This window comes from Pseudomonas sp. NFACC24-1, from assembly GCF_900115235.1.
In the GTDB taxonomy this organism is placed as follows: Bacteria; Pseudomonadota; Gammaproteobacteria; order Pseudomonadales; family Pseudomonadaceae; genus Aquipseudomonas; species Aquipseudomonas fluorescens_AA.
Genome location: NZ_FOVS01000037.1, coordinates 12,191 through 38,066, shown reverse-complemented (window position 1 = coordinate 38,066; position 25,876 = coordinate 12,191). Strand labels below are relative to the sequence as shown.

The window sequence follows — 25,876 nt, the reverse complement described above, 5'->3', positions numbered from 1 at the left end:
TAAACCGCTTATGGTGCTCCTTGATGCTTGCTTTTTCGGCGCTAATAATCGAGGCATAACAAACACAACAAACCGCCAGGACAGCCCCATGAATAACTCGCCTCATCGGTTGGTTTCGACCGCCACGGCCAAGCCGCTCGTGGCCCGCCTTGCACCTCCCTTCTCAGTCAACGTGCTCGCCCGTTCGACGCTGCGTAGATGACTTTCGCCCATTGATAGGTAGTTGAATATGAGCATACGAATCGCCGTTATCGGCGCGGGAATTATGGGGGAGGATCACGCCCGCATCATTGCCCAGGACCTTCCGGGAGCCACTTTGCATGTGGTGTGTGATGCGTCGCCAGAGCGAGCGAAGCTCATAGCTGACCGTTATGGAGCCGCTGACGTTTCCACTGACCCACTGTTCACGCTTTCAAGGTCCGATGTCGATGCAATCATCATCGCCAGCCCGGACGAAACCCATGCGGTCCTGACCATGGCAGCCATTGATGCAGGGAAACCCGCACTGTGTGAAAAGCCGTTGTCTCAAAGCCCGGACCAGTGCCTGGCGGTCATCGACAAAGAGGCATCCCGGGGTCGCCAGTTCGTGCAACTGGGCTTCATGCGCCGGTTTGACCCTTCGTACAGGGAAATGAAAAGTGCCTTGGGCGACGGCGTGATAGGTCGGGCTGTGATGATGCACAACTTCCACCGCAACGTAGAAGCCCCCGCCAACTTCAGCGGGCAAATGGCAATCAGTAACTCCGCGCCGCATGAGTTCGATGTGGCACGTCACGTGCTCGATACTGAATACGTTGCCATTTCGGTGTTCCAACCCCCCCACACGTCTAAGGATGGCGTCGGCGCCCCGGTATTCATGGTGCTGGAAACCCGGGAAGGCCATCTGGTGAACATCGAAATCAACAACAACGCCCATTACGGGTACGACGTCCGTGGCGAGCTGGTGGGCGAGTTGGGGTCCGTGCAACTGGCCACCCCCGTACATGCTCGCTTCAACACCCGTCTTCAGGGTTTTGAAAGGTACGCGGCCGATTGGCGGCCGCGTTTCGCCGACGCCTACCGCCTGCAGAACAAAGCATTCGTGGAGTTCATCAACACAGGTAGGTTCCCTGTCCATGCCGCGAATGCCTGGGACGGCTATTGCGCAGCCATTGTCGCCCAAGCCGGCATCGAGGCACTCCATCAGCGTCGCCGGGTAGTGCTGCCGACGCTGGAAGCACCGCCCCTCTACCGATCGCGAGAAGGAGCTACGTCATGAAGCTGGGATTCGTCACCGATAGCCTCGGCAACCTGCCCCTGCGGGAGATGCTCAAGCAGGCTGAACGGCTGGGAGTGCCGGGCCTGGAGATCAACACCGGCGGATGGTCGACCGCGCCGCACTTTGACTTGGCGCAGATGCTCGCCAGCGCCGATGAACGCAAAGCCCTCAAACGCAGCTTCCAGGAACACAACCTGGAAATCATTTCCTTGAACGCCAACGGCAACCCTTTGCATCCCACGCAGCCTGCACAAGGCCAGTGTCTCAAGGACACGATACGCGTAGCCGGTGAGTTGGGAGTCAAGACCGTCTGCACCATGTCTGGCTTACCTGAAGGTCACGCCGGCGACAAGATGCCGAACTGGGTGGTTGCCTCATGGCCTCCCGAAACCCAGACAATGCTGCGCTATCAATGGGAAGAACGCCTGCTGCCCTTCTGGAGCGAGATAGCTGATCTGGCCAAGGAAAATGGTGTGGAGCGCATCGCTTTGGAATTGCACGGTAACCAGTGCGTCTACAACGTCCGCTCGCTGCTGAAGCTACGCAACGCAATCGGACCGGTGATTGGCGCCAACCTTGACCCCTCGCATCTGTTCTGGATGGGCGCTGACCCGCTGGTAGCCGCCGAAGCGCTGGGCGACGCCATTTACCATGTGCACGCCAAAGATACTTTGCTTAACGCGCCAGTCCAGGCCGTGGATTCACTCCTGGAAAATGGCTCGTTGATGGATATCTCATCCCGAAGCTGGTCCTACATCACGCTTGGATTCGGCCACGGTGAGCAATGGTGGCGGCAGTTCTGCTACCGCTTGAAGATGGCTGGCTACGATGGCTGGCTATCGATCGAGCATGAGGACGTTTTACTCAACAGCCTCGAGGGTTTGGAAAAGTCCGTAAGACTGCTACAGAGCGTCATGCCGGTAGCCACCAGCGATTTCAAACCCCAACCCATCTGAATCGCACCACGAGAAAAACCCATGTAATTGCATGTTGAAACGCTCACCGCAACGGCGAGTGAGCATCACCCATGAGTTTCAGTCAGGAATATCACAATGACAATTAATTCCTACGGAAATACGGCAGACACTTCAGCCACTTTTGTAAGTCCTGAAAAACACCAGGCACAGCGCTACCTGCAAAAAATCACTTGGATTGCCACGTTTGGCGGCCTGCTATTCGGCTTCGATACCGGCGTCATCAATGGCGCCTTGCTCTACATGAAAGATGACCTGGGCCTGACACCCTTTACGGAAGGTCTGGTGGCCAGCGCCCTATTGATCGGCGCAATGATGGGGGCGCTGTTCAGCGGTCGCCTATCGGACCTCAAGGGTCGCCGCCGTATCATTCTTTTCCTCGCCGTAGTGTTTTTTCTTGGCGCGTTGGCTTGTGCGCTGGCGCCCACCCTCAACGTCATGGTGGCCGCCCGCTTCACGCTGGGGTTAGCGGTGGGCGGCGCATCGGTCGTCGTGCCGGCGTATCTGGCGGAGATGGCCCCATCCAGCATCCGCGGTCGCATCATCACTCGCAACGAATTGATGATCGTCACTGGGCAATTCCTGGCCTTCACCACCAACGCCACACTGGGCAATTTGTTCAGCGATCTCGACGGTGTTTGGAGATGGATGCTTGCCTTGGCAACCCTGCCAGCAGTGGCACTCTGGTTGGGTATGCTCTACATGCCGGAAAGCCCGCGCTGGCTGGCCACCAAAGGGCGCTTCAGAGAGGGCCTGGAGGTGCTGAAACTGGTACGGGAGGAGTACTACGCCAAGGCTGAAATGGAGGCCATCACCCAGCAGATCAGCAACGAGCGATTCATCAAAAAAGGCGGCTGGCGCGACCTGTCTCAAAAGGGCGCGCGACGAATTTTTTTGATTGGCATCGGTATCGCTGTTACGTCGCAGCTGACCGGAGTCAATTCAATCATGTACTTCGGCACCCAGATCCTCACAGAAGCAGGCCTGGAGCAACGTAGTGCACTGATCGCCAATGTCGTAAACGGCGTTATCTCGATTGGTGCAACGTTCGTGGGCATTGCTCTGCTGGACCGCGTGGGCCGTCGCCCAATGATGCTGCTCGGTTTCACTGGTACCACATTGTCTTTACTGTTGATTGGCCTGGTTTCGGTTTTTGTCGATCCCTCCGTCACCCGCGCCATGCTCATTCTCGGAGCCATGGCGATGTTCCTGGCCTCCATGCAAGGGCTGATCGGGCCTGCTTTTTGGGTACTTTTGGCGGAAATCTTCCCAATGCGTATCCGCGGCGGATGCATGGGTATGGCGATCGCAGCGTTCTGGTTGACCAACGTGATGATCGGCATGTTCTTTCCATCTTTGGTTGCGACGATCGGGATCGGGCAAACCTTCTTTGTGTTCGTGGGAGCAGGACTTCTATCTCTGACTTTCGTCGCGGTATGGGTACCGGAGACACGAGGCAGCACCCTCGAAGAGATTGAACAGCGGCTGTATGGTTAGGCGAGGATGAAGTTTCCCCTTAACTGCCGTTCCTCCGCTTCCCTGTTCCGTTCCGTGTTTTTTGGGAAGCGGCTCTCCTCTGCCGATGGCTGTGCCCGAGTTCAGGCTGCTTTTAGCGGGAAGTGGTTTTCGTTCGGAGTTCACCTACGTTGTCATGGTGGCAGATGCGTTATTCGAATTTGCGAGAGCGTCATAGGGACTGCTGGCCTTGCTCAGGCCGAGCTCTGCACATACGCCCCCGCTTGTTCGATTGTAAATGTGCAGGGTGCAACCAATTTTACAAGTAATCATCTGTACGATGGCCAATCCCAGGCCCGCGCCATTGGCATTGCCTCGGCTATAAAATCGCTCGAACAATCTGCCAAGCTCCCCTTCTGCTATTCCCGGCCCGGCGTCTTCCACCCTCAAGCGCGCCACGCCCCCCTCGTCCTGACGCACCACGACAGTCACCTCGCTGCCTGGGGAAGAAAAGTTGAGGGCATTGGTGACCAGGTTCTGCATGGCAATGGCTAACGCTACCGGCTCGGTCTCCACCCAACACGCTTCATCACACTCCAGCACCAACTCCACGCCCTTCTCCATGGCCAGTGGCGTGAGTTCGGCCAGTTCTTCGCGGACCAGCTCGGTGAGTTGCACGCGTTGATACAGGGGGTTGTTCAGTTGCGGTTCGATGCGGGCCATGGTGAGCAGTTGGCTGCCTATACGGGTGGCGCGGTCGACGCCATTGACCAGGAAATCCAATGCCTCACGCCGCTGTTCTTCGGTGACGGCGCTTTGCGCGTTCTGGGCGTGGATGCGCAGGATTGCCAAGGGTGTACGCAGTTCGTGGGCGGCGTCAGCGATGAAGCGGCGCTCGCGCTCCAATAGATCATCCACCTGATCCAACAGGCGGTTGAGCGCGGTTTGCATGGGCTCCAGATCGCTCGGCAGCGGCTTGAGGTGCAACGGCTGCAAAGAATCGGTGGTGCGCCCGCGGATAGAACGGGCCATGGCGCGCAGGGGGTTGAGGCCCCAGCCGATGACCAGCCAGATCAATAATGCCAGCAACGGCACACCGATCAGTGTGGGCCACAGCGTGTGGCGAACGATGCGCTGGATAAGATCCTGGCGAATGTCGTCGCGCTCGCCCACCCATATCAACAGGCCCTGTTGCGGGTCAGCCAGGAGGAAGGCGCACCAGTCGTTACCGTTGTCCACCAGGTCGTGGGAGCCAAGGGTGACGGGCGGCGCATCGAGGATCGGTGCTTCGGCGGAGCGCACCAGCAGTTGGCCGTCGGTGCGCCAGACTTGAAAGGTCAGGCGGGTTTCGTAGGGATGGGCTACGCCGTCTGCGCCGACACGGCTCATGGCCTGGTCGAAGGCTTGGTAAAGACGGTCCCAGTCGGCCTCGCCGGGGGCGCGCTGGTGCAGCACGCCTTGCAGCAGGCGGGCACTTTGAGCGAGTTGCGCATCGTAGACTTCTTCGATTTCGTGGTGGCTGTCGCGCAGGACCAGCCAGCTGATCAGGGCGTCACCCAGCAGGATCAGCACCAGCACCGGGACGAGAATACGCGCGCGGACGGAAATCATGGTTTGAACGCCAGTACGTAGCCGACACCACGCACGGTACGAATCAGTTCGGTGGAAATTTTTTTGCGCAAGTTATGGATCAGCACTTCGAGGGTATTGCTCTCGACGCGGTCCTGCCAGCCGTACAACGCCCGCGATAGCCGCTCGCGTGTCACCACTTTGCCGGGGCGCACCATCAACTGGTGCAGCAATTGGTACTCCATCGGTGTGACGATGATCTCCTCGTCCTGATAGCGAACCTGCTGGGTGGCTGGGTCGAGGCTGACGCCAGCATGCTCCAACAGCGGTTGTGCGCGGCCCTGGCTGCGGCGCAGTAACGCACGCACGCGGGCCTTGAGTTCTTCCACGTCGAACGGTTTGACCAGGTAATCGTCAGCGCCCGCATCCAGCCCGGCGATACGCTCGGCGGTGCCGTCGCGTGCGGTGAGGATAAGCACTGGCAGGTCGTGTTGCTCGGCACGCAATTGCTGCAACAGATCAAGGCCATCCAGGCGTGGCAGGCCGAGGTCGAGCAGCAGCAGGTCGAAGCTTTCGCTGCGCAGGGCATGCAATGCGCCCAGGCCATCCTGCAGCCAGTCAAGGGTGTAGCCTTCGGCGCCCAATGCCACGCGAATCCCCTGGCCGAGGGCACGATCATCTTCGACAAGGAGTAGGCGCATCACAAAATCTCTCTAGGAATCGGCGGCATCATGCCGGGTTCTATCGGAGGCTATTCCGGCAAAGATGTTACAGCTCATTACCAACTAAGGTTGCGTTAAGGTTGATTTTGCACTGTGCAATCTCCCACAAACGCTGAGAGCTTTTCCATGCGCAAAATTCTCCTGCTGTCCCTGATTATCGCCAGCCCTCTGGCCCTCGCCGGCCCGCAATGCACCACCGCCGAACGCTCGCAATGGCAAGACGAAAAAGCCTTCCAGGACAAGCTCAAGGCCGAAGGCTACGAAATCAGCAAGTTCAAGGTCACCGACGGCAATTGCTATGAGATCTACGGTTTCGACAAGGACAAGCGCAAAGTCGAGATCTACCACGACCCGGTGACCGGCAAGGCCGTGAAGACTGAGATAAAAGGCTGATGCAAGGCGAATCCCTGCGCCTTTGGGACCCGCTGGTGAGGCTGTTTCACCTGTCTATCGCCGGGGTCTTTGTTGCCAATTACTTCTTCAATGAAGCGGGCGACGACTGGCATGTCTGGCTGGGCTACTACGCCATGGCCTGGCTGCTGGTACGAGCGGTGTGGGGGTTCGTCGGGCCGCGCAGTGCGCGCTGGTCAGACTTCTGGCCGACACCGAAGCGGCTTGCGGCCCACCTGCGCTCGCTGCTCAGGGGGCGCCCGCAACATCGCCTGGGTCATTCGCCGATCGGCGCCCTGGTGATGGTGATGATGCTGTCGGCGCTGTTGACCCTCGGTATCAGCGGCTTCCTGATGCAGGAAGTCGATGCTTTATGGGGCGCCGATTGGCCCCTGCAAGTCCACGAAACCGCGGCAAATGTGTTGCTGGGACTGGTGTGCATCCATGTGCTGGCAGCGGTGTTCGAAAGTTTCCAGCTGCGGGACAACCTGCCGTTATCCATGCTCACCGGTCGCAGGAAGCGCCTGCCGGATGAGCGTGCACCGTAATCTTTTTCCTGATTGGTTTGCCTATGCGCCGCCTGCAACCCTGTACAGCTTGGCAAAATGATCACCTTCAATGTCTTTCGCTTCAGAAGCGATAAAGCCCCCTTTCACTCTCGTCGCAGGAGCGTATGGGGAGCAACGCCAAAGGCCTTGCGAAAAGCGTGGCTGAAATGAGAGAAGTCGGAGAAACCGAAATCCAGCGCCGCCTGAGAAATACTGCGGACTTGACCGCGCTCAATAGCCTCGCGGCTGGCGAGCAAGCGTGCCTTCCAGATTTCTGCGACCGGCGATTTCTGATGACGGGCGAAAGCGCGCGTCACAGTGCGCGTGGAGACATGGTGGGCTTGCGCGATGCGTTCGAGCGACAGGTCCGCCTCGGTCAAATACTGGTGGATGTACTTCATGATCCGGCCATGCAGATCCAACTCGTCATGAGTCTGCTTTAAATCCTGGAGTTCCAGGCTGACCACCAGAAGGTCGAGCAACGTGCTGGAGTAACGACTGGAGACTGCTGTGTTATGGAAGACTGAAGGCATACTCGCGGCTTGACGTAACATCTCGCGTAACGGAATCACCCCGGGGCGACGGTCATCCAGAACCACAGCGGTGCAGTCTGCTATGGAAGGCAGGCGCTGACTGAGCAGTTGTCGCGGAATGCGGACAAGGTGGTTATCAGTACCACCGAAGCTGAATCTGAACGGCTGGGATGCGTCATAAAGAAACAGATCGTCCGCCGCCAGTTTCGTCCGTCGGTCAGCCTGCTCCAGTTCGCCATAACCGCTCCGGGTAAAGCCCAACCACAAGTCGTCATTGGGATCACTGCGCAGGTGCTGGGCGGAACGCTCCCAATAGTGCAAGGGTGCGGACAACGTGCAGATGTCCAATGCGCCCATGCCATGCACCTCCAGCGCCCCGTCAAAATCGCTCTGCGCCAGTCGTTTGCTGTCTGCGTCCAGGCAGTGGTGACAAACCACCTCTTTCCAGTAATCGAACCGGAGGGGGGCCGTAACGGCAAGCGTTGAATACTGACAGGTCTGGCTCATTGCATTCACCTCGCGGCGGCGTTTCAACAAAAGAAGCGGGGTAACGTTTTTGCGAGCCAAGCAATTAGCAGGCCATTTCCATCGCCTCATCCCCGCTGTCAGACACCTTGGAAGATAGCTGCTTGCGCGTTACCCAGGCCGATCCTTCCAACACTCCCCATGCCACTTCTCGGGGCGCCTCGCCCCCTTGCTTCACAAGCCCCGCACCATTGCTGCGCGCTGATATACCGGCCTTTTTTACCTGTCCTTTTTAACCAAACGGTTGTCCATTCGAGCCAAGCACGTTGCATCCCCCCTGGATAATTTCTACTCCACGCCATGTCCCTACAAGCACGAATGATGAGGTGTCTCATGCATCCACGAGAACAGCAGCGACTGTCCGATTCATCCTGGTTTTTACAGCGATGGGACATGGCACCCGAAGAGTTTGCCACTTACCTGGTGCAGCTCGGGACCTTGGTGCTGCAACGCCGATGGCGTGGTACCCACCGCAAAACACCAACATCCACTGGGATGTAGAACAGCGAACCGTCCGTTTGAGACGGAAATAAAGGAGCCCCCCATGGAATCTGCAATCGATAAACATCTCAAATGTCCCCGGACTTTGTCCCGTCGTGTTCACGACGATTACCAGCCACCCTTCCCGATGTTTGTGGGGCGAGCCGACGAAAACATGAAGCAAGTGGTGATGGCTTACCTCGGGGTGCAATTTCGTGACGAGCAACGCGCCGCCGCCCTGCAAGCCATGCGCTACATCGACGCAAGCTTTGCCCTCGCCGATGGCCCAGGGAATCACGACCTGACCTACCACCTCGACAATCAGGGTTATGGAAACTTCATCGCCGTGGGCTACTGGCGTGATCCCGCCGCCTATCAGCGATGGCTACTTTCAGCGCCTGTGGCCGATTGGTGGGGCGACGATGCGCGCCTGAACGAGGGGTTGGGGTATTTCCGCGAAGTCATCGCACCACGTGCCGAACAGTTCGAGACGCTGTATGCATTCCAGGAAGATTTGCCAGGTGTCGGTGCGATCATGGACGGCATCAGCGGCGAGATCGAGGAGCACGGCTACTGGGGCTCGGCGCGCGACCGCTTTGCTATCTCACAGACCGACTGGATGCAGCCGACCAGCGAACTGCAAGTCATTTCAGGCGACCCCGCCAAGGGCGGCAGGGTCGTGGTACGCGGCCACGACAACCTGACGCTGATCCGTTCCGGACAAGACTGGGTCGAAGCCGGCGACGAAGAGCGCGCGCTCTATTTCAACGAGATGCTGCCGCCCCTGCAAGACGGCATGAACTTCCTGCGTGACGAGGGGCAGGCGCTGGGCTGCTACAGCAACCGCTTCGTACGCAATGTCGACCTGGATGGCAATCTTCTCGACATCGCCTATGACATCGGTCACTGGCGATCCCTCGACAAACTGGAACGCTGGGCAGAATCCCACCCCACTCATTTACGTATTTTCACCACGTTCTTCCGAGTGATCGGAGGCCTTTCGAAGCTGCGGCTGTATCACGAGGTCTCGGTAGCGGACGGTAGCCAGCAACTGTTCGAGTACATCAACTGCCACCCGCAGACCGGGATGATGCGCGACGCGCAAGTGTCGCCCACCTGACTCCATCGCTGACTCCACTTTTAGCCCTGCGCATTGCCTGACTGGCGATTGCGGGGCTCTTTTTGCCCGAAAAAAGGATCGTCGATCATGAAACAGTTCCGCTACCTGTCGCTTGCCGCCCTCCTCCCCAGCCTTTCCTCCCAAGCGCTCGAGGTGGATCCTGGCGATTACGAGCCGCTCCCCGTGGGAGCGACCATCGGCGTGGTCTACTACCAGCACGCCACCACGGACAGTGCCTATGCCCAGGGTCACAAGACCAGTTCCGATTTCAACCTGACATCCGATATCGGCATTCTGCGTCTGCTGCACGTCTACCAGTTGAGCGAGCGACTGACCATCGAGCCTCAATTCCTATTGCCCTTCGGTCATGTCTCAGGCGGTGGTGACGCGTCTGGTCTAGGCGACGCCAGCGGCATCGGCGACCTCATTCTCACTGCGCCGCTCAAGTACCGTCTCAACGACGCCAACGACACCCTCGGTGCGACCGCCTACTTGTACGTGCCGACTGGCGACTATGACAAAGACGACGCGCTCAACATTGGCGAGAATCGTTGGAAGGTTGATCTCCAGGCCGCTTACGTCAAGCACTTCACGGAGAAGTGGGCCATCGACCTCGTCGGTGACGCTATCTGGTACGCAGACAACAACGACTTCGGCGCCAGCTCCGCCCGCCGGGAGCAGGACGTTTCCTACGGCGCTCAGTTAATGGGGCGCTACATGCCCGACGAGACCACTGCGCTGGCTATCGGCTTCGGCCACAGTTGGGGCGGGGAAAACCAGATCGATGGTGTCAACCAGGACGACAGGATGGAAACCACCAACTTCCGCGTCACGGCCAGAAAGTTTTTCACCGCCAAGGACCAACTCCAAGTGCAACTTGGACGCGACCTGGCGGTGGAGAACGGCCCCAAAGAAGACTTTCGCATGAACCTGCGCTACGTCAGGGTCTTTTAGACCCGCCCGTCTCTACCACCCGTTGTCCTTATCAACCAAGCGTGTGCCCAACGACGCGACAGTTGGCTAATGAGATGCCTCTCACCCGAAACGGAGCAACCAGACAATGACCGACCAGCAACCCACCACGGAACAACAACCCTCCCTCTATACCCGTCTTGGCGGCTATGACGCGATCTATCAGTTCGCAGGCGCAGTGTTGAGAAAGACAATGGGACACCCGGCCATCGGGCACATCTGGGCCCATATGTCGGAATCGACGTTCCAAAAGGAACACATCAATTTTGTCGATTTCCTTTCCGAGCACTGGGGTGGAAGCGCCAAATACAGGGGTAGAGACATGGTCACCGCGCATCGTGGGATGGGGCTGACCGAGGTGCACTGGCAAGCCGTGCTCGATTGTCTCGAGGCGTGCTACGACGACTACGCTCTGGCCCCGGATCTGCGCAAAGAGGTCAATGACTTCCTCATCAAGTTCAAACCGGCGGTGATCGGGAGCCCCTCCTATCGGGATGTCGTACTCGCGCACCCGGAAATGGACCCTGCCAAAGGCATGAGAAGCGTTGGGGTTGTCTGGCCAAAACCCGGGAAGTCATCTTGGAAACAGACCACGCCTGAATCCGAAGACTGATACCCCGGCATAAGCCTGAGCCACAGCAATGGAGGGCGACCGTGGAGGGGCAAGCGAGTCCCGCTCAACCAAGCGACTGTCCTCCTCAGCCAAGCGCCGCTCAATCTGTGGAGATAGCTTGATACCAGCCCCGGCCACGGCTCGCCAATCGTGCGCACCGTGCCCGGGCATCCCCGAGATGACGTTTGAACAGACATTGCCAGCCCCTGCGGGTTGGCACAGGACACAGGACACCCCATGGCCATCATCCGCCCGACTCTCGAACAAGTGCAGGATCTCGCCAGCCGCCTGCACATACAGCTGACACCCGAGCAAGCCAGCGAATACCTGGCGCTCATGCAATCCAGTTTCGACGCCTACGACCTCGTCGATGAGTTGCCTGATTTCATCCCTTCAGTGCGCTACGAGCGCAGTTCCGGTTATCGCCCTTCAAGCGCGGAAAACCCGCTGAACGCCTGGTACTACAGAACTGAGGTGATGGGCGCCAGTTCGGGCAAGCTTGCCGGCAAGACGGTCGCGCTCAAAGACAATATCTCTCTGGCCGGTGTCCCGATGATGAACGGCGCCGCACCACTGGAGGGTTTCGTACCGTCGTTTGATGCCACTGTGGTGACGCGTCTGCTCGACGCGGGAGCAACCATCCTCGGCAAAGCCACCTGCGAACATTACTGCCTCTCCGGTGGTAGCCATACCTCGGACCCCGCGCCTGTGCACAACCCTTTTCGCCATGGTTTCACAACGGGCGGTTCGTCTTCGGGCAGCGCGGCGCTTGTGGCGACGGGGGCGGTCGACCTGGCTATCGGTGGCGACCAAGGCGGTTCCATCCGCATTCCTGCCGCATGGTGTGGCATTTATGGAATGAAACCTACCTGGGGTCTAGTGCCTTACACCGGGGTCATGGCGATCGAGTCCACCTTCGACCATGTCGGTCCCATGACGAGCAACGTACGCGATAACGCGCTCATGCTCGAAGTGATGGCCGGTGCCGACGGGCTCGACCCTCGCCAGGCCGCCCCCAAGGTCGATGCCTATTGCGACTATCTGGAACGAGGCGTGAGCGGACTCCGGATCGGGATCCTCCAGGAAGGCTTCCAACTCGCCAACCAGGATCCACGTATCGCAGAAAAGGTACGCAGCGCTATCGCCCGGCTAGAAGCTTTGGGCGCGCGGGTCGAGGAGGTATCGGTTCCCGAACACAACCTGGCGGGATCGTTATGGAGCCCTATCGGCTGTGAAGGCCTGACCATGCAAATGATGCACGGCAATGGAGCGGGTTTTAACTGGAAGGGGCTTTACGACGTGGGCCTGCTGGACAAACAGGTCGGTTGGCGCGACCAGGCAAACGCATTGTCACCGTCCCTCAAGCTTTGCATGTTCGTCGGCCAGTTCGGCCTGGAGCGCTACAACGGTCGCTACTACGCCAAGGCCCAGAACATAGCGCGCTTTGCCCGAGCGGCCTATGACAAGGCACTGGACACCTATGACCTGCTCGTCATGCCGACGGTGCCAATCACCGCTCAGCCGCTCCCGGAACCGGGCTCTTCAATCACCGAGACCGTCACGCGCGCGTTGGAGATGCTTGGCAATACGGCCGCTCAAGACATTACGGGACACCCCGCCATGTCGATCCCTTGTGGCCTGGTGGACGGACTGCCCGTGGGGCTGATGTTAGTCGCAAAACATTATGCCGAAGGCACCCTCTATCAGGCTGCAGCCGCATTCGAGGCTTCTGTTGATTGGCGGACGTTGTGAACCTGCGCATCGCATTGGCGAGCAGACACCGGCAAGTAGCACTGAAAGTGAGTATCAACTTCAGAGGAGCCAAGACATGAGCCATACCTACGAACATCATCACGATCACGATCATGACCACACCGAGCCACCCGAGGCCATCGCCTTGCGTGTCAAGGCACTCGAATCCCTGTTGATCGAAAAGGGCTTGGTCGACCCAGCCGCCATGGATGCTCTGGTGGACACTTACCAGCACAAGGTCGGCCCGCGCAACGGCGCCCAGGTGGTCGCCAAGGCCTGGTTCGATCCCGATTACAAGCATCGACTGCTGGAAGATGCCACCGCGGCCATTGCCGAACTGGGTTTTTCCGGCGTGCAGGGCGAAGACATGGTGGTGGTGGAGAACACTGCGACCGTGCACAACGTGACGGTCTGCACGCTGTGCTCCTGCTACCCCTGGCCGACCTTGGGCCTGCCACCCGTCTGGTACAAATCCGCGCCCTATCGGTCACGGATCGTCATCGATCCGCGCAGCGTGCTGGCCGAATTCGGCTTGACTATTCCCGATGACAAGGAAGTCCGCGTCTGGGACAGCAGTGCCGAGTTGCGCTACCTGGTACTGCCGGAACGTCCGGCCGGTACTGACGGCTGGAGCGAGGAACGACTGGTCGAGCTGGTGACGCGTGACGCCATGATCGGCACCGGCCTGCCGAAGACGCCGGGCGACGAAGCCTGAACCTGAAAAGGAGAAAACCATGAACGGTGTACACGACTTAGGCGGTATGCACGGTTTCGGCGCGGTGCTCACCGAAGAAAATGAACCCATCTTCCATCACGACTGGGAGCGCAGGGTCTTTCCGCTGTTCGCCTCGCTCTTCGTCGGCGGACACTTCAATGTCGACGAATTCCGCCATTCCATTGAGCGCATGGAACCGGCTGAATACTTGCAGTCCAGTTACTACGAGCATTGGCTGCATGCCTTCGAGAACCTGCTGCTGGAAAAAGGCGTGATCAGCACTGGCGAACTGCAGGGTACGGCCAAACCAACCCCACCGACACAGCCCGTCACGGTTTTAACGCCGGACATCGTCGAGGCCGTAGTGCTCGGCGGCGCCTCTTCCCGGGCAAAGGAACCCGTCTCTGGCCGCTTTCGGGTCGGTGACCGGGTGCGGACGAAGAACCTCAACCCGACCACCCACACCCGACTGCCCCGCTACGCGCGCGGCAAGGTCGGGACCATCGAGATTGCACACGGCGCGTTTGCCACCCCAGACACGATGGCCCACGGTCTAGGCGAACAGCCCCAACAGGTCTATGCCGTTCGCTTCAGTGCGACAGAACTGTGGGGAGTGGCGCGACCGGACAGTGTTTGCATTGATCTGTGGGACAACTATCTGGAGGCCGTATGAGCGCCAGCATGCATCACATCCCCCCAATAGCCGGCCTGTCTCTCGACGATGAAGGCCCGGTATTCGACAAACCTTGGCAGGCCCAGGCTTTTTCCCTGCTGGTACACCTGCACCAGATCGGTCTGTTCCCCTGGGAGGACTGGGTGCAGGTATTCAGCGACGAGATCAAGGCTACCCCGGCGCAACCCGGAGAAAGCGTCAACGACACTTACTACCGGCAGTGGCTCACAGCGTTGGAAAGAATGGTCACCACTCTCGGTTTAACGGAGGTGAAAGACATCAGCCGGCGCACCGAGGAATGGCAGCAAGCTTACTTGAATACCCCCCATGGACAACCGGTGACGCTGCTCAATGCGAGTTGCCCACCGGCCCATGGAAACGGCCACGAACACCTGCCGCGGCACGAGCCGGTGGCGATCAGCCGGGCCATAGGCTGAGGCCGGAGTCGTCCTGTTTTTTACTTTCGAGGCCGCGTAGCGGCCAAGGGGAAATCGTCATGCATATCGAACCTAACCTGGTGGAAGCTGGAAAACTCTGGCTGAGCTACGTCACTGCCGCAGGTGCCGGCGCGTACACCCTCAAACTCGCTGCCCAAGCCATGGGCGAGCGTGGTGTCTTCTCGCTGCTGGCTCGCACTGTCACTGCCACGGCCCTGGTATTCAGCTTCTTCGAGCTACTACCGCATCATCCCGTCGGCGTCTCCGAGGTCCATCTCATCCTCGGGTCAACCCTGTTTCTGCTGCTCGGCGCCGCACCTGCGGCAGTGGGTCTGGCCCTGGGGCTGCTGATCCAGGGGCTGTTCTTCGCGCCATTCGACCTGCCCCAATACGGCATGAACGTCACCACCCTCCTGGTACCGCTGTTCGCAGTTACCGCCCTGGCGAAACGCGTCATCGCGCCAAACACGCCGTATGTGGAACTGAGCTACAGACAAGCGCTGGGGCTGTCGACCGCCTTCCAGGGGGGCATTGTCGCCTGGGTTGCCTTCTGGGCCTTCTACGGGCGAGGCTTCACAGCAGAAAACGCCCTGTCAATTCTGACCTTCGGCAGTGCCTACATGACCGTCGTCATCCTCGAACCGCTGTTGGATCTGGCCGTGCTGGCCTGTGCCAAGGCAACACATCGCCTGCGTGGTAGCACGCTGGTCGAGCGTCGTCTGTACCAGGCCGCCTGAGTCGACAGAGTCCAGTCCAGGCCAGACTGTCCCCGGGCATTCGAAGACCGTAATGCTCGGGGGCATCAAGAGCGAGAACCGCCCCGAAACCTCGTGAGCGAACCAGAGGTGTTTGATGTTTTCCAGAAATAGCACCCGCAAGGATTTGAAGCGGCTCGGCGACCGGCTGGAACAGCCCGACGGCGAGGGAGTATCGATAGCGGCGAAGGATCCGTCACTGCGACGGGTACTGGCGGGCATCGAACGCCTGCTCGCCGATCGCACGGCGCTCCAGGCCAGCGTGGTCGACCTTAACGCTGAACTGCAATGCCTCAAGCTTCAGCTGGGTGAATACGAAACGCGGCTGCATGATCAAGAACAACTTTGGCAATTGGCGGCAAGCGGGTCGGGTGATCTGCTCTGGAAATTGCAGCTCGATGGCAGCCTGCAGCCCGCACGCGATGCAGTACTGCAATGGTTCGGCAACCTGCCCACCCAAGCGGATCTCCCCGTCTGTCTAGGCTCCTGGAACGATTGCCTTCACCCTGACGACCGCCAGGCCAACCTGAATGCCCTGGCTCATCACCTTGCCGATCGCAGCGGGCAGGCTCCCTACCAGGTGGAGGTGCGCCTCGCGAGCCACTCGGGAGAATACCGCTGGGTCCGGATCTGCGGCGAAACGCTCCGTGACGAACGGGGGCTGCCACAGATCAGCGTCGGTCTGCTGCGCGACATCCACACACAGCGCTTGCGGGACGAAGAATTCACAATGCTCTCGGCCCGCTTCGATATTTCCCGCGAATGCATCCAGGACGCGCTCTGGGATATCAATATCGTCGCAGGCGATCCAGCCAATCCCCATAACGTCATCTGGTTCTCGTCACAGATGCGTCGCCTGCTCGGCTACGAAACCATCGAAGAGTTTCCCAATGTGTTCGAAAGCTGGCTGTCCCGCCTGCATCCCGAAGACAGCCAGCATGCCGTGCAAGCGTTTGTCGACCATGTCGCCGACCGCTCCGGCCAAACACCCTTCGATGTGACCTACCGCCTCAAGCACCGCAACGACGAGTACCGTTGGTTCAGAGGCAGAGGTCAGACCCAGCGAAGCAGCGACGGCACGCCCTTGCGTACAGTGGGGGCGATCACAGACGTGCACTCCCATCGCGAGGAAAGCCAGTTGCGCCAGACTCAGGAACGCCAGCATCAAGCGATGCAGGAAAACCTCGCCAAGCTGACACAGATAGTCGCCGCCATCCAAAGCATCGCCAAACAGACCAATCTGCTGGCCTTGAACGCAGCCATAGAAGCGGCCAGAGCCGGTGAAGCCGGAAGGGGTTTCGCAGTGGTCGCCGACGAGGTCCGCAAGCTGGCCACCCGCACCAGCCAGGCCACCCAGCAGGCGGCCGACATGATCGAGAGGTACTGAGTTCAAGCTGGGCATCCATTCTCATGAAATTGAAAGTGTGGCCTGCGCGTGTATGCCCGGGCCACACCGCAATTCAAACCAATTCAGCTAAAGAGGCCGGATTGAAGCCCTTCAGATCCGCGTAATCGCCTCTTTCCACCTTGGCGACCCAATCCTTGTCACTGAGCAATACACGCCCTACTGCGATCAGATCGAACTCTCCGCGCTCCATACGCTCGATGAGCCGATCCAGACTCGCAGGGACTGATCCCTTGCCGGCGAAGGCGTTAGTGACATCATTCTCCAGCCCAACCGAACCGACGCTGATGGTTGTGGCGCCAGTGACTTTCTTCGCCCAGCCCGCGCAGTTCAACCCGTTCTCACCGTCAATTTCGGGAAACTCAGGCTCCCAGAAGCGGCGCTGCGAGCAGTGCAGGACGTCGACACCGGCCTCGACCAGTGGCAACAACCAGTCCTCCATCACTGCCGGCGTTTCAGCAACGCGCACCCCGTAGTCCTGTTGCTTCCACTGGCTGACGCGCATGATGATCGGGAATTGCGGGCCAACAGCCTGACGAACGGCAGAGACGACCTCACTGGCAAAACGCGAGCGTTCCTTGATTGTCGGGCCGCCGTAGCGGTCGGTGCGCAGATTGCTACCAGACCAGAAAAACTGATCGATCAAATAACCATGGGCTCCATGGATCTCAACGGTATCGAAACCCAGTCGCTTGGCATCCGCTGCGGCCTTTGCGAACGCGGCTACCGTGTCGGCAATGTCCTCTTCACTCATCGCCACGCCACGCAAGTCACCTGGCGAAACCAGGCCCGACGGGCTTTCAACGGGAGCATCCGGCTCCCAGTCGTTGATGTAGCGCGTGGAGCCGGTGTGCCAGATCTGCGGCGCCATGCGCCCGCCAGCCGTGTGGACAGCATCGATCACGTTCTTCCATCCAGCCAGCGCCGCTTCGCTGTGAAAAAAGGGAATACCGGCATCATTGCGCGATGCCGGGCGATCAATCACGGTACCTTCCGACAAAATCAGGCCCACACCTCCCTCCGCCCGCCGCCGGTAATAGGCAGTGCTTGCTTCACCCGGGATGCCTTCGGGTGAGAACAGACGCGTCATCGGCGCCATGACAATCCGGTTTTTCAGTTCAAGCGACCGGATGGAAAAAGGACGGAATAAGATGCTGGTATCAAGGATCGACATCGGATGGACTCCATTTGTTTTCGGAGGCCATAAAGTATATTTTGTAAACCTGATGTCAATTAGGCACTTAAAATCGCCTAGGTATACGTGAGGACACTTCGATGCTGGAATTAAAGCCCCAATGTTTTTCGTCGGAGTGCCCAAGCCGGGCGTTGTTCGACCAGATCGCGGATAAGTGGTCAATGATGGTTCTGGCGGTGCTCGATGACGGGCCGCATCGCTTTAACGCCATCAAGCGTCGCCTGGAGGGCGTCACCCAGAAGGCACTTACCCAGTGCCTGCGGCGGCTGGAACGCAATGGTCTCGTCTCGCGCCAGATCATTTCGTTCTCGCCCGTGGCAGTGCAGTATGAGATCACCCCGTTGGGTCGAACATTGCAGCAGCCATTTCGCGAATTGCATAAATGGACGCTCGACAAGCTGCCCGAGGTTGAAGCGGCCCGGTCAAAGTTTGACGAGGCCGCGGAGTTCAAGCTGGCGGAGTGATTCGGTTAGCCCCCAAGCTACAAGGGATGCACACCGTTTCTGAACCATTTGTCCAAAATGGGCCGTTTATAGCTTATGACTCCCCAACCCCAAATACCGCTGCGGTGCCACCTTGCGCAGTCGCGCCGCCAGAAACACACCCGCCAGCAAAGCTGCGGGAATGATCGCGCAGAGGCCGTATGACAAGGCCTTGCTGGCGCCGGTCAGCACATCGAAATGCACCACCGCGATGACCAGGACCGCCAGCAGGGCCACGCAAGAAAAGCCAGGGAAAATCCGCCCCCGCCAGATCCCCAGCTTGAGTTCGGGGTGGCGCCGGGCAAAGACCCATACCGCTGCGGACGTGAGCGCCATCAGCAGAATCACGCACAGCGTCGCCAGGTTGGACAGCCAGGCGAACAGTTGCAGGATCGGATCGGCATCCATGGCGGCGAAAATCAGTACCACCACGGCGGAGATCAGGCTCTGTAATGCCGAGCCCATGTGCGGGCTCTGGTGCACGCGATGGGTGGTGCCCAACCGGCTGGGCAGCAAACCATCACGCCCGATGGCGTAGAAGTAGCGGGCCGCGGCGTTGTGGAACGCCAGCAGCCCGGCATAGATGCTGACCATGAACAGCACGCGGATAACCTGGGTCAGGTGCGGGCCGACAAAGTGGTCGGACATGCCATAGATAAACGTCGTGGGGTCCTGCAAGGCCTGAAGCGTGGAGACGATCTTGTCCGCGCCCACGCCAATCACCATCGACCAGACCGACAGCGCGTAGAACCCGCCGATCAGCAACACCGAACAGTAGGTGGCAATCGGGATCGTACGCTGCGGGTTCTTGGCTTCTTCACCGTAGATAGTGGTGGCCTCGAAGCCGATGAACGCCGCGAAGCAGAACAGCAAGCCGATGGATGGCGTGCCGCTGAACACGTGGTTGCGATCGAACGCATCGAGATTGATCCCGCTGTCGCCACCGGTCCTGAGAATGGCGAAATCCAGGAGCAGGATCGCCAGGTATTCGGCGATCACAATGACCGACAGCACCCGGGCGGACAGATCGATCTTGCGGTAGCCGAGAATCGCAACGCTGGCCATCGCCATCAACGAGTACGACCACCAGGGCAATACCAGGCCGAAGACGCTTTCCATCGTGCCGCTGACCACGCCGCCGAACATCCCATACAGTCCGACTTGCAGGATGTTGTAGGCAAACATCGCCAGCACCCCCGCCGCGCCGCCGGCCAAGCCACCCAGGCCGCGAGAGGTGAAGGCATAGAAACCGCCGGCGTTGGTCACGTGCCGGGACATGGTGGTGTAGCCCACCGAAAATGCCAGTAACACCAGCAAGGCCAGGATCAGCAAGGCCGGTGTGCCAGCGCCGTTGCCCAGCATGATGCCGATGGGGAAGCCGCCGGCGATGACGCTCAAGGGGCTCGCCGCCGAAACCACGAAGAAGATGATGAAGCCGACACCCAGGGCCCCACGCTTGAGCTCCGTGGAGCTATTGACCGGGAGAGGTACACTCATGTTTTCTTGACCTTATTGTATGAGGCAGTCGCTGTAGGATCGGCGCAGTCAATCGCTCGCCGTCACCGGATAGCGTTATTGTTCGTGTCGCACGCTGGATTCGATCCTATGCCTGCCGCCGAACGCCCCATTAGCCCAAATCGGTAAGCGGCGCGTTCCCCTCAAAAAAGCCAGCCGTCCAGCTGCTCTCGCCTTACTGCAAGGCGATACGCGCCGTCAGTTCCGACGCCGCGCCGGTGACCAGGTCGCACAAGTAGCTCTGCTGGAACGCATGGAACCGCTCGCTACGCCCCACCAGGGTCATGCTCCCGAGCACTCGGCGTTTTTCGTCGAAGATCGGCGCCGCAACGCCACTGCGCCCCGGATACAGCTCGCTTTCACTGATGCAGTAGCCCTGCTTGCGGATGGCGAGCAACCCCTTGGTGAACGGTTTCCACTCCATCCCATGATGCAGCACTTCGGTGGGCTTGGCGTGGACGTCGTAGATGCGGCGGATCTGGCGCGGCAGCAGATAGGCCAATACGACCCGAGCGGTCGCACTGTGGAAAAGATCGATCGGCCGCCCCCGGTCGCCACCCACGGGGCCGGCGTCGGAACCCCGCTGGATCAGCACGTTGACCACTGAGTCGCCATGCCATTCGCTGACCAGTGCGTCCAGGCCCGTGTCGGCCACCAGTTTGTCCACCAGGCCCCGGCTGCAGGCCAGCAATGGATCGTAGTGGGCCATCTGATGCTCCAGCGTGACGATGCGGGGGCCGAGCGCGTAGCCGCGAGGCAATCGCTTCAAGAACCCCGCGTCGCCGAGTTCGCGCAGATAACGATAGGCGGTGGCGGGCGTGTAGCCGAGCTCCTGACAAATCACCTCCACATCGATGACCGGCTGTTCAGGGCGAAACAAGTCGAAGACCTTGAGCAGGCGGCGAAGGCTGTTCATCTTTTCGACATCCTTGTGCAGGCAAGCCTGTCCGCTGTCGGCTGCAGCGGGCAAAGGCTCAAGCAAGGGCGCAACCGCCGATGGCAGAGCGTGTGGTCTGGGACGGCAATTCTGCGAACAGCGCCTGGTACTCCGCCGCAAAATGACTGAGGTGATAGAAGCCCCACTGGGCCGCCGCATCGCCTATCGAAAGATACGACGCGGGGGTGGACATCAGGGTTCGGCGCACACCGTTCAGCCTCACGGAGCGCAGGTAATTGACCGGCGTCGTCTCGGTCACCGAGCGGAAGCTGTTCTGCACCGTACGCCGACTGACCTGGAGTCGCTGGCACAACTCGTCCACGCTGGGCACGTTGTTCAATTGCCCGGTCGCCAGGCGGTGGCATTTTTCGACAATGTAGCTGCGCGTGGAACTTGGCGTGCGCTGCTGCTTGTCGCAGGCGGGGTCGGTCATCAATTGCAGCAGCTCGCCGAGCATGGTCTGCTCCAGCGCCTGTTCCCGGTCTTGCGCATGGTCGAGTTCTTCACTCAAGAGCGCCTGGGAGAACGCCGCCAGCATTCGACGGCGAGCCTCGGCATAGCGCTGAGTGGACACCTTGATCACCGGCTGACGCAACAACTGAGCGATTTCCTTGGCCGACGCGGTTTGCGCCAACGCCTGTTCGAACAACTCACGCTCGAAAGTGATCGCCAGCAGTTCCATTCCCAGCGGCATATGGAACATGAACTCTTCGCCACCATGAAGAAAGAACAGGCTGCTGTCGTCCACTTCCCGCCCCTGCATCCGGATCGAACCCGGGACGGTGATCGGCACGGCGAAACACATCTTGCCCCGTGGGGCCACGCCGTGCTGCACGACACGCTGGTTGATCTGTTCGCGAAACACGTGGCAGCGCGCCGTCGTCAACTGGATAAGTGAGCTCTCAGCCGTACCAGCGGTCAACTGGTTGTAATCCTGGTTCCACTCCTGGACGGTGGCGGCGTGGACATGAATGTCATGGAAATGGCTGATGTTCTGGTTTTTCATGATGACGAAAGCCTCGGCCGATATTCTTCTTTTTTAGATCGCCTTCCCGAGCGATATTCTCACATAAAGAGAATTCTGCAAATTTTCTTTGGGAAATGCCTGTGCTTCGGTGCTGACGCGCGAGGCGGCCCAACCATGTGCCGATTCGGGCTACCGGCCAGGAACGGGCCACGGGGATGATCGGCACACTGAAACCGACATCCTGAGAGACCATCATGAGCGAAGCCAAACTCGAAGCCCTCCATTTCGCGGATGCCCCGCGGATCACCTCCACCATTCCCGGCCCCCGGACCACCGAGGCGCTGGCGTTGTCGGCGCGTACCGAATCCATGGCACGCGGCGGCGGACGCATGCCCGTGGCCATGGATCGGGCGTTCGGCGCGACCTTCAAGGACGCCGATGACAACACCTACATCGACTTGTCCGCGGGTGTGGGCGTCAGCAGCGTGGGTCGCTGCCACCCGAAAGTGGTGCAAGCCATTCGCGAACAGTCCGAAGTGCTGATGCACGCCCTGGAGGTCAATAGCACCCGGCGCACCGAACTGGCCGCCAAGCTCTCCGAGATCGCGCCCGACGGCTTGCGCGGCGACTGCATTACCTTCTTCACGCAAAGCGGCAGCGATGCGTTGGAGGCGGCCATCAAGTTCGCCAAGCGCGTCACCGGGCGGCACCAGATCATCGCCTTCCACGGTGGCTACCACGGCGTGTGGAACGCTTCCGGTGCCCTGACGACAGGCACGGCCTACCGAAAGGGCTATGGTGCCCAGATGGGTGGCGTCATTCATGCGCCCTACCCTTATGCCTACCGTTTCCCTTTCGATACCACGCACAAAAGCGCCGAGCAGATCGCCGGCGAGTACGTGGATTACCTGCTGAACACCCCCTACACCGCCGCCGATGACGTGGCTGCCGTGATCGTGGAGCCGGTGCAGGGCGAAGGCGGCTACGTGCCGCCCTCGCCAGAGTTCCTGCAACTGTTGCGCAAGGCCTGCGACCGCAGCGGTGCGCTGCTGATCGTCGACGAGGTGCAGTCCGGCGCCGGGCGTACCGGCAAGATGTGGGCGGTCGAGCACTCCGGCGTGAAGCCCGACATGCTCACCTTTGGCAAGGGCATTGGCAGCGACCTGCCAATGGCCGGCCTGATCATGCGCTCGGACCTGGCAGCGGCGATTCCTGACGGATCGATGCCCAACACCTTCGCCGCCAACTCGTTGTCCGCGGCAGTGGCGCTAACCAACATCAGCATCCTCCAGGATCCGGAGCTCGACCTGCTCAACCGTGCCCACACACTGGGGCTGGAAGCACAGGAGCGTATTCGCGGCTTCGGCAGCCCGCTGGTCGGTGAGGTTCGCGGTCGCGGCCTGATGATCGGGATCGAGCTGGTCTCGGACCCGACCACCAAAGCGCCACTGGCACCGGAAAAGATTGGCCAACTCATGGGTTACCTGCTGAGCCACGGCGTGCTGATGATTCCCTGCGGTCGCTACAGCAACGTGATGCGTGTCATGCCCTCGCTGACGATCTCACGGGCGCTGTTCTTCAAGGCCCTGGACATTTTCGGCGACGCCCTGGACTCCCTCGATGCGTGACCTGTCCCGATTCCTGCACATCACTCATGGACTTCAAAATGACTGAGCACTTGAAACACTTCATCGCAGGCGCGTCTTTCGAAGCCTCTGACGGCCGCTGCATTAACCTCGTCAACCCCGTGACAGAACAGGTCTACGGCAGTTGCGCCCGCGGCACCGTCGAGGACGTGGACCGTGCCGTGGGAGCCGCACGCCACCAGCTCGAACGTGGCACCTGGAGCCAGCTTGACGGCGCCCAGCGCGCCCGACTGCTGTCGAAACTGGCCGACCTGGTGGAACGCGACACCGACGTGCTGGCCGATATGGACGCCGACGCCATCGGCCGCTCGCCGATCGAACCGCGCCGGCTGGACGTACCCAATGCGGTCGCCAACCTGCGCGCCTCCGCCGGCTGGGCCAACCAGCTCGAGGGGCGGACCATTCCCTCCGGCGGCTATTTCGGCACCAAGTCCCTCTCGTACACGGTACGGGAGCCAGTGGGCGTGGTCGGTGCCATCGTTCCGTGGAATTCACCGCTGATGATCACGGTCTGGAAACTCGCCGCCTTGTTGGCGGCAGGCTGCACCGTGGTCATCAAGCCGTCGGAAGAGACGCCACAGTCGGCGCTGCACCTGGCAACGCTGGCCCAGGAAGCGGGCTTCCCCGATGGCGTGATCAACGTCGTCACCGGCTACGGCAACGAGGTGGGTCGCGCCCTGTGCGAACACCCCCATGTCGACAAGATCAGCTTCACCGGCAGCCCCGAAGCCGGACGCGAGATCCAACGCACTGCCGGCGTACTGTTCAAGCGCGTGGCCCTGGAGCTGGGCGGCAAGAGCCCGCAGATTGTCTTCGACGATGCCGCCTTCGACGACGCGCTGTTCGGCTGCTCCCTCGGCCTGTTCGCCAACCAGGGCCAGGTCTGCGCGGCCGGCTCGCGCATCCTGGTCCAACGCGGCCTCGCCGATCGCTTCGCCGCAGCGCTGGCCGATGCCGCGCGCGCCGTCAAAGTGGGCGACCCTCGTCAACCCGGCGTGCAGATGGGGCCGGTGGCCAAGAAAGCTCAATTGGATCGCGTCAACCGCTACATCCAACTGGGCATCGACCAAGGTGCTTCCCTGCTGGCCGGTGGGGTATCGAACCCTGAACAGGGTTGGTTCGTCCGGCCGACCATCTTCGCCGACGCACGCAATGACATGGCGATCGCCCGGGACGAGATCTTCGGGCCCGTCGGCACGGTGATCACGTTCGACAGCGAAGAAGAGGCCGTCGCACTCGCCAACGATTCCAACTACGGCCTTGCCGCCACAGTCTGGACCAGCGACCTGGCACGAGCGCATCGCGTCGCTGCGGCGGTGAAGGCCGGGGCCGTGGGCATCAACTGCTGGAGCCCGCTGGACGCCAACCTGCCATGGGGCGGCGTCAAGTCCAGCGGCATTGGCCGGGAAGGAGGATTCAGCGGCGCGCTGGCCTACACCGAGGAGAAGGTCATTACCGTGCTGCTGCCCGGCTGAAAACAATCCTTGCACTGACAGGACCACCCTCCCAGTCCCCGTGCCTCAGAGGGTGGCCGTTCAAACGTGCTTTTTCGATGCCTTGATGATCGATGGAGAGACTGCGATGAATCCGGTAAATCAAACAATAATTGATCGGTATCCGACCTCCCTGCGGATTTTGCACTGGGTGCGCGCCGTACTCGTCGTTGGCCTCCTCTGGGCGGGCTGGCACATGACTGGGCTGGCTGACGAAGTGGCGAGCAAATATGAGTTCTATTACCCGTGGCACAAATCCTTTGGGGTGCTGGCATTCCTGGTGGTTCTGGTCCAGATCGCCGTGCGGGTGAGAGCGGCCAGGCTGCCACAACCGCCAGAGACGCTGGCACGGTATGAGCGGGTTTCGTCAAGACTTGCCCACCGTACCTTGTACGCGCTGCTGGTGATCGTGCCGTTGATGGGCTATTCGATGTCGAGCACCTACACAATGAGCGACGGCGTATTCTTCTTTGGGATGAACCTTCCGGAACTCCTGGGCAAGAATGACGACTGGTTCGTGGTCTTCCAATGGCTGCACAAAGTGCTTGCCTACACCCTGCTCGGTCTGATCCTGGTGCATGTCGCCGGTGCCCTGAAGCACCGGTTTTATGACCGCGATCCTCGAAACGACGTCCTGCGCCGCATGCTGTGACTTGATCAGGCGTTGGCGAAAAGTGCCAACGCCTTCATGGCTCGGACCAACGAGCCTCGGTAAAGTCGACGACCAACACATCGCCACCGAAAT

At 60.1% G+C, this 25,876-nt stretch carries 25 protein-coding genes; 18 read left to right on the top strand and 7 right to left on the bottom strand.

Features of this window, described 5'->3' with window-relative positions:
- The first annotated feature begins 229 nt into the window (after positions 1 to 229).
- The 3 genes from BM317_RS25485 (at position 230) to BM317_RS25475 (ending at position 3,729) form a co-directional block, all read left to right on the top strand.
- Positions 230 to 1,258 (top strand): Gfo/Idh/MocA family oxidoreductase, encoded by a 1,029-nt coding sequence (locus BM317_RS25485; protein WP_092476736.1) that lies wholly within the window; start codon positions 230 to 232, stop codon positions 1,256 to 1,258.
- Positions 1,255 to 2,214 carry a sugar phosphate isomerase/epimerase family protein gene (locus tag BM317_RS25480; RefSeq protein ID WP_092476734.1) on the top strand — a complete coding sequence of 320 codons (960 nt, stop codon included), beginning with the start codon at positions 1,255 to 1,257 and terminating at the stop codon, positions 2,212 to 2,214. Before BM317_RS25485 ends, BM317_RS25480 begins: the two co-directional genes overlap by 4 nt.
- A gap of 96 nt (positions 2,215 to 2,310) precedes the next feature.
- Entirely contained in the window at positions 2,311 to 3,729 is a 1,419-nt protein-coding gene (locus BM317_RS25475; protein WP_060742453.1) for a sugar porter family MFS transporter, read from the top strand.
- A 144-nt stretch (positions 3,730 to 3,873) separates the two neighbouring features.
- Here the strand turns inward: BM317_RS25475 and BM317_RS25470 are convergent, their stop codons facing one another.
- Together BM317_RS25470 and BM317_RS25465 are read right to left on the bottom strand one after the other, a co-directional pair.
- Positions 3,874 to 5,298 carry a sensor histidine kinase gene (locus BM317_RS25470; RefSeq protein ID WP_092476732.1) on the bottom strand — a complete coding sequence of 475 codons (1,425 nt, stop codon included), beginning with the start codon at positions 5,296 to 5,298 and terminating at the stop codon, positions 3,874 to 3,876.
- Complete coding sequence (locus BM317_RS25465) at positions 5,295 to 5,957, bottom strand: response regulator (RefSeq protein ID WP_092476730.1); 663 nt, start codon at positions 5,955 to 5,957, stop codon at positions 5,295 to 5,297. Before BM317_RS25465 ends, BM317_RS25470 begins: the two co-directional genes overlap by 4 nt.
- A gap of 147 nt (positions 5,958 to 6,104) precedes the next feature.
- On the opposite strand from BM317_RS25465, the gene BM317_RS25460 reads away from it, so the two are divergent.
- Positions 6,105 to 6,371 (top strand): PepSY domain-containing protein, encoded by a 267-nt coding sequence (locus BM317_RS25460; RefSeq protein ID WP_065926014.1) that lies wholly within the window; start codon positions 6,105 to 6,107, stop codon positions 6,369 to 6,371.
- Positions 6,371 to 6,916: a cytochrome b/b6 domain-containing protein gene (locus BM317_RS25455; RefSeq protein ID WP_092476728.1), complete on the top strand. Its 546-nt coding sequence runs from the start codon at positions 6,371 to 6,373 to the stop codon at positions 6,914 to 6,916. Before BM317_RS25460 ends, BM317_RS25455 begins: the two co-directional genes overlap by 1 nt.
- Positions 6,917 to 7,020: 104 nt before the next feature.
- On the opposite strand, the gene BM317_RS25450 is transcribed toward BM317_RS25455, so the two are convergent.
- Entirely contained in the window at positions 7,021 to 7,956 is a 936-nt protein-coding gene (locus BM317_RS25450; RefSeq protein ID WP_092164648.1) for an AraC-like ligand-binding domain-containing protein, read from the bottom strand.
- Between the two features lie 562 nt (positions 7,957 to 8,518).
- Here BM317_RS25450 and BM317_RS25445 point away from each other — a divergent pair.
- The 9 genes from BM317_RS25445 (at position 8,519) to BM317_RS31370 (ending at position 16,878) form a co-directional block, all read left to right on the top strand.
- A complete protein-coding gene (locus BM317_RS25445; protein WP_092164650.1) occupies positions 8,519 to 9,574 on the top strand; it encodes an aliphatic aldoxime dehydratase in 1,056 nt (351 codons plus the stop codon).
- Between the two features lie 87 nt (positions 9,575 to 9,661).
- Positions 9,662 to 10,528 (top strand): transporter, encoded by an 867-nt coding sequence (locus BM317_RS25440; protein ID WP_092476727.1) that lies wholly within the window; start codon positions 9,662 to 9,664, stop codon positions 10,526 to 10,528.
- A gap of 106 nt (positions 10,529 to 10,634) precedes the next feature.
- Positions 10,635 to 11,159, top strand: coding sequence for a group I truncated hemoglobin (locus BM317_RS25435; RefSeq protein ID WP_092164654.1), 525 nt, complete (start codon positions 10,635 to 10,637; stop codon positions 11,157 to 11,159).
- A 237-nt stretch (positions 11,160 to 11,396) separates the two neighbouring features.
- Positions 11,397 to 12,911, top strand: a complete 1,515-nt coding sequence (locus BM317_RS25430; RefSeq protein WP_092476725.1) for an amidase — start codon at positions 11,397 to 11,399, stop codon at positions 12,909 to 12,911.
- A gap of 76 nt (positions 12,912 to 12,987) precedes the next feature.
- Complete coding sequence (gene nthA, locus BM317_RS25425) at positions 12,988 to 13,626, top strand: nitrile hydratase subunit alpha (protein WP_092476723.1); 639 nt, start codon at positions 12,988 to 12,990, stop codon at positions 13,624 to 13,626.
- A gap of 19 nt (positions 13,627 to 13,645) precedes the next feature.
- Positions 13,646 to 14,299, top strand: coding sequence for a nitrile hydratase subunit beta (gene nthB / locus BM317_RS25420; protein WP_092476721.1), 654 nt, complete (start codon positions 13,646 to 13,648; stop codon positions 14,297 to 14,299).
- Positions 14,296 to 14,736 (top strand): nitrile hydratase accessory protein, encoded by a 441-nt coding sequence (locus BM317_RS25415; RefSeq protein WP_092476719.1) that lies wholly within the window; start codon positions 14,296 to 14,298, stop codon positions 14,734 to 14,736. The genes nthB and BM317_RS25415 overlap by 4 nt, the downstream gene beginning before the upstream one ends.
- A gap of 59 nt (positions 14,737 to 14,795) precedes the next feature.
- Entirely contained in the window at positions 14,796 to 15,473 is a 678-nt protein-coding gene (locus BM317_RS25410; protein ID WP_092476717.1) for an energy-coupling factor ABC transporter permease, read from the top strand.
- Between the two features lie 112 nt (positions 15,474 to 15,585).
- Positions 15,586 to 16,878: a methyl-accepting chemotaxis protein gene (locus tag BM317_RS31370; RefSeq protein ID WP_170866282.1), complete on the top strand. Its 1,293-nt coding sequence runs from the start codon at positions 15,586 to 15,588 to the stop codon at positions 16,876 to 16,878.
- A gap of 73 nt (positions 16,879 to 16,951) precedes the next feature.
- On the opposite strand, the gene BM317_RS25400 is transcribed toward BM317_RS31370, so the two are convergent.
- The gene (locus BM317_RS25400) at positions 16,952 to 18,070 is read right to left on the bottom strand and encodes an NADH:flavin oxidoreductase (protein ID WP_092476713.1); all 1,119 of its coding nucleotides are present in this window, start codon (positions 18,068 to 18,070) and stop codon (positions 16,952 to 16,954) included.
- 101 nt (positions 18,071 to 18,171) lie between these two features.
- On the opposite strand from BM317_RS25400, the gene BM317_RS25395 reads away from it, so the two are divergent.
- Positions 18,172 to 18,555: a winged helix-turn-helix transcriptional regulator gene (locus BM317_RS25395; protein WP_092164668.1), complete on the top strand. Its 384-nt coding sequence runs from the start codon at positions 18,172 to 18,174 to the stop codon at positions 18,553 to 18,555.
- A gap of 66 nt (positions 18,556 to 18,621) precedes the next feature.
- Here the strand turns inward: BM317_RS25395 and BM317_RS25390 are convergent, their stop codons facing one another.
- The 3 genes from BM317_RS25390 to BM317_RS25380 form a co-directional block, all read right to left on the bottom strand.
- Positions 18,622 to 20,070, bottom strand: coding sequence for an APC family permease (locus BM317_RS25390; RefSeq protein ID WP_092164669.1), 1,449 nt, complete (start codon positions 20,068 to 20,070; stop codon positions 18,622 to 18,624).
- A gap of 193 nt (positions 20,071 to 20,263) precedes the next feature.
- On the bottom strand, positions 20,264 to 21,004 hold the full coding sequence (locus BM317_RS25385; protein WP_092164670.1) for an IclR family transcriptional regulator: 741 nt from the start codon (positions 21,002 to 21,004) through the stop codon (positions 20,264 to 20,266).
- 58 nt (positions 21,005 to 21,062) lie between these two features.
- Positions 21,063 to 22,031 carry a helix-turn-helix domain-containing protein gene (locus BM317_RS25380; RefSeq protein WP_092164671.1) on the bottom strand — a complete coding sequence of 323 codons (969 nt, stop codon included), beginning with the start codon at positions 22,029 to 22,031 and terminating at the stop codon, positions 21,063 to 21,065.
- 215 nt (positions 22,032 to 22,246) lie between these two features.
- Here BM317_RS25380 and BM317_RS25375 point away from each other — a divergent pair, with 215 nt between their 5' ends.
- The 3 genes from BM317_RS25375 to BM317_RS25365 all read left to right on the top strand — a co-directional run bounded on the left by BM317_RS25375 (position 22,247) and on the right by BM317_RS25365 (position 25,783).
- Positions 22,247 to 23,620: an aspartate aminotransferase family protein gene (locus tag BM317_RS25375; protein WP_092164672.1), complete on the top strand. Its 1,374-nt coding sequence runs from the start codon at positions 22,247 to 22,249 to the stop codon at positions 23,618 to 23,620.
- 38 nt (positions 23,621 to 23,658) lie between these two features.
- Positions 23,659 to 25,113, top strand: a complete 1,455-nt coding sequence (locus tag BM317_RS25370) for an aldehyde dehydrogenase family protein (RefSeq protein ID WP_092476711.1) — start codon at positions 23,659 to 23,661, stop codon at positions 25,111 to 25,113.
- 106 nt (positions 25,114 to 25,219) lie between these two features.
- On the top strand, positions 25,220 to 25,783 hold the full coding sequence (locus tag BM317_RS25365) for a cytochrome b (protein ID WP_092476709.1): 564 nt from the start codon (positions 25,220 to 25,222) through the stop codon (positions 25,781 to 25,783).
- Positions 25,784 to 25,876: the final 93 nt, after the last annotated feature.

Bases quoted from the DNA above. Each gene is read 5' to 3' on its own strand.
- BM317_RS25430 (WP_092476725.1), top strand. From the start codon at position 11,397: ATGGCCATCATCCGCCCGACTCTCGAACAAGTGCAGGATCTCGCCAGC.
- BM317_RS25435 (WP_092164654.1), top strand. From the start codon at position 10,635: ATGACCGACCAGCAACCCACCACGGAACAACAACCCTCCCTCTATACC.
- BM317_RS25440 (WP_092476727.1), top strand. From the start codon at position 9,662: ATGAAACAGTTCCGCTACCTGTCGCTTGCCGCCCTCCTCCCCAGCCTT.
- BM317_RS25485 (WP_092476736.1), top strand. From the start codon at position 230: ATGAGCATACGAATCGCCGTTATCGGCGCGGGAATTATGGGGGAGGAT.
- BM317_RS25380 (WP_092164671.1), bottom strand. From the start codon at position 22,031: ATGAAAAACCAGAACATCAGCCATTTCCATGACATTCATGTCCACGCC.
- BM317_RS25460 (WP_065926014.1), top strand. From the start codon at position 6,105: ATGCGCAAAATTCTCCTGCTGTCCCTGATTATCGCCAGCCCTCTGGCC.
- BM317_RS25370 (WP_092476711.1), top strand. From the start codon at position 23,659: ATGACTGAGCACTTGAAACACTTCATCGCAGGCGCGTCTTTCGAAGCC.
- BM317_RS25365 (WP_092476709.1), top strand. From the start codon at position 25,220: ATGAATCCGGTAAATCAAACAATAATTGATCGGTATCCGACCTCCCTG.
- BM317_RS25465 (WP_092476730.1), bottom strand. From the start codon at position 5,957: ATGCGCCTACTCCTTGTCGAAGATGATCGTGCCCTCGGCCAGGGGATT.
- BM317_RS25480 (WP_092476734.1), top strand. From the start codon at position 1,255: ATGAAGCTGGGATTCGTCACCGATAGCCTCGGCAACCTGCCCCTGCGG.
- BM317_RS25470 (WP_092476732.1), bottom strand. From the start codon at position 5,298: ATGATTTCCGTCCGCGCGCGTATTCTCGTCCCGGTGCTGGTGCTGATC.
- BM317_RS25375 (WP_092164672.1), top strand. From the start codon at position 22,247: ATGAGCGAAGCCAAACTCGAAGCCCTCCATTTCGCGGATGCCCCGCGG.
- BM317_RS25410 (WP_092476717.1), top strand. From the start codon at position 14,796: ATGCATATCGAACCTAACCTGGTGGAAGCTGGAAAACTCTGGCTGAGC.
- nthA (WP_092476723.1), top strand. From the start codon at position 12,988: ATGAGCCATACCTACGAACATCATCACGATCACGATCATGACCACACC.
- BM317_RS25415 (WP_092476719.1), top strand. From the start codon at position 14,296: ATGAGCGCCAGCATGCATCACATCCCCCCAATAGCCGGCCTGTCTCTC.
- BM317_RS25385 (WP_092164670.1), bottom strand. From the start codon at position 21,004: ATGAACAGCCTTCGCCGCCTGCTCAAGGTCTTCGACTTGTTTCGCCCT.
- nthB (WP_092476721.1), top strand. From the start codon at position 13,646: ATGAACGGTGTACACGACTTAGGCGGTATGCACGGTTTCGGCGCGGTG.
- BM317_RS25450 (WP_092164648.1), bottom strand. From the start codon at position 7,956: ATGAGCCAGACCTGTCAGTATTCAACGCTTGCCGTTACGGCCCCCCTC.
- BM317_RS25455 (WP_092476728.1), top strand. From the start codon at position 6,371: ATGCAAGGCGAATCCCTGCGCCTTTGGGACCCGCTGGTGAGGCTGTTT.
- BM317_RS25400 (WP_092476713.1), bottom strand. From the start codon at position 18,070: ATGTCGATCCTTGATACCAGCATCTTATTCCGTCCTTTTTCCATCCGG.
- BM317_RS25445 (WP_092164650.1), top strand. From the start codon at position 8,519: ATGGAATCTGCAATCGATAAACATCTCAAATGTCCCCGGACTTTGTCC.
- BM317_RS25395 (WP_092164668.1), top strand. From the start codon at position 18,172: ATGCTGGAATTAAAGCCCCAATGTTTTTCGTCGGAGTGCCCAAGCCGG.
- BM317_RS25475 (WP_060742453.1), top strand. From the start codon at position 2,311: ATGACAATTAATTCCTACGGAAATACGGCAGACACTTCAGCCACTTTT.
- BM317_RS25390 (WP_092164669.1), bottom strand. From the start codon at position 20,070: ATGAGTGTACCTCTCCCGGTCAATAGCTCCACGGAGCTCAAGCGTGGG.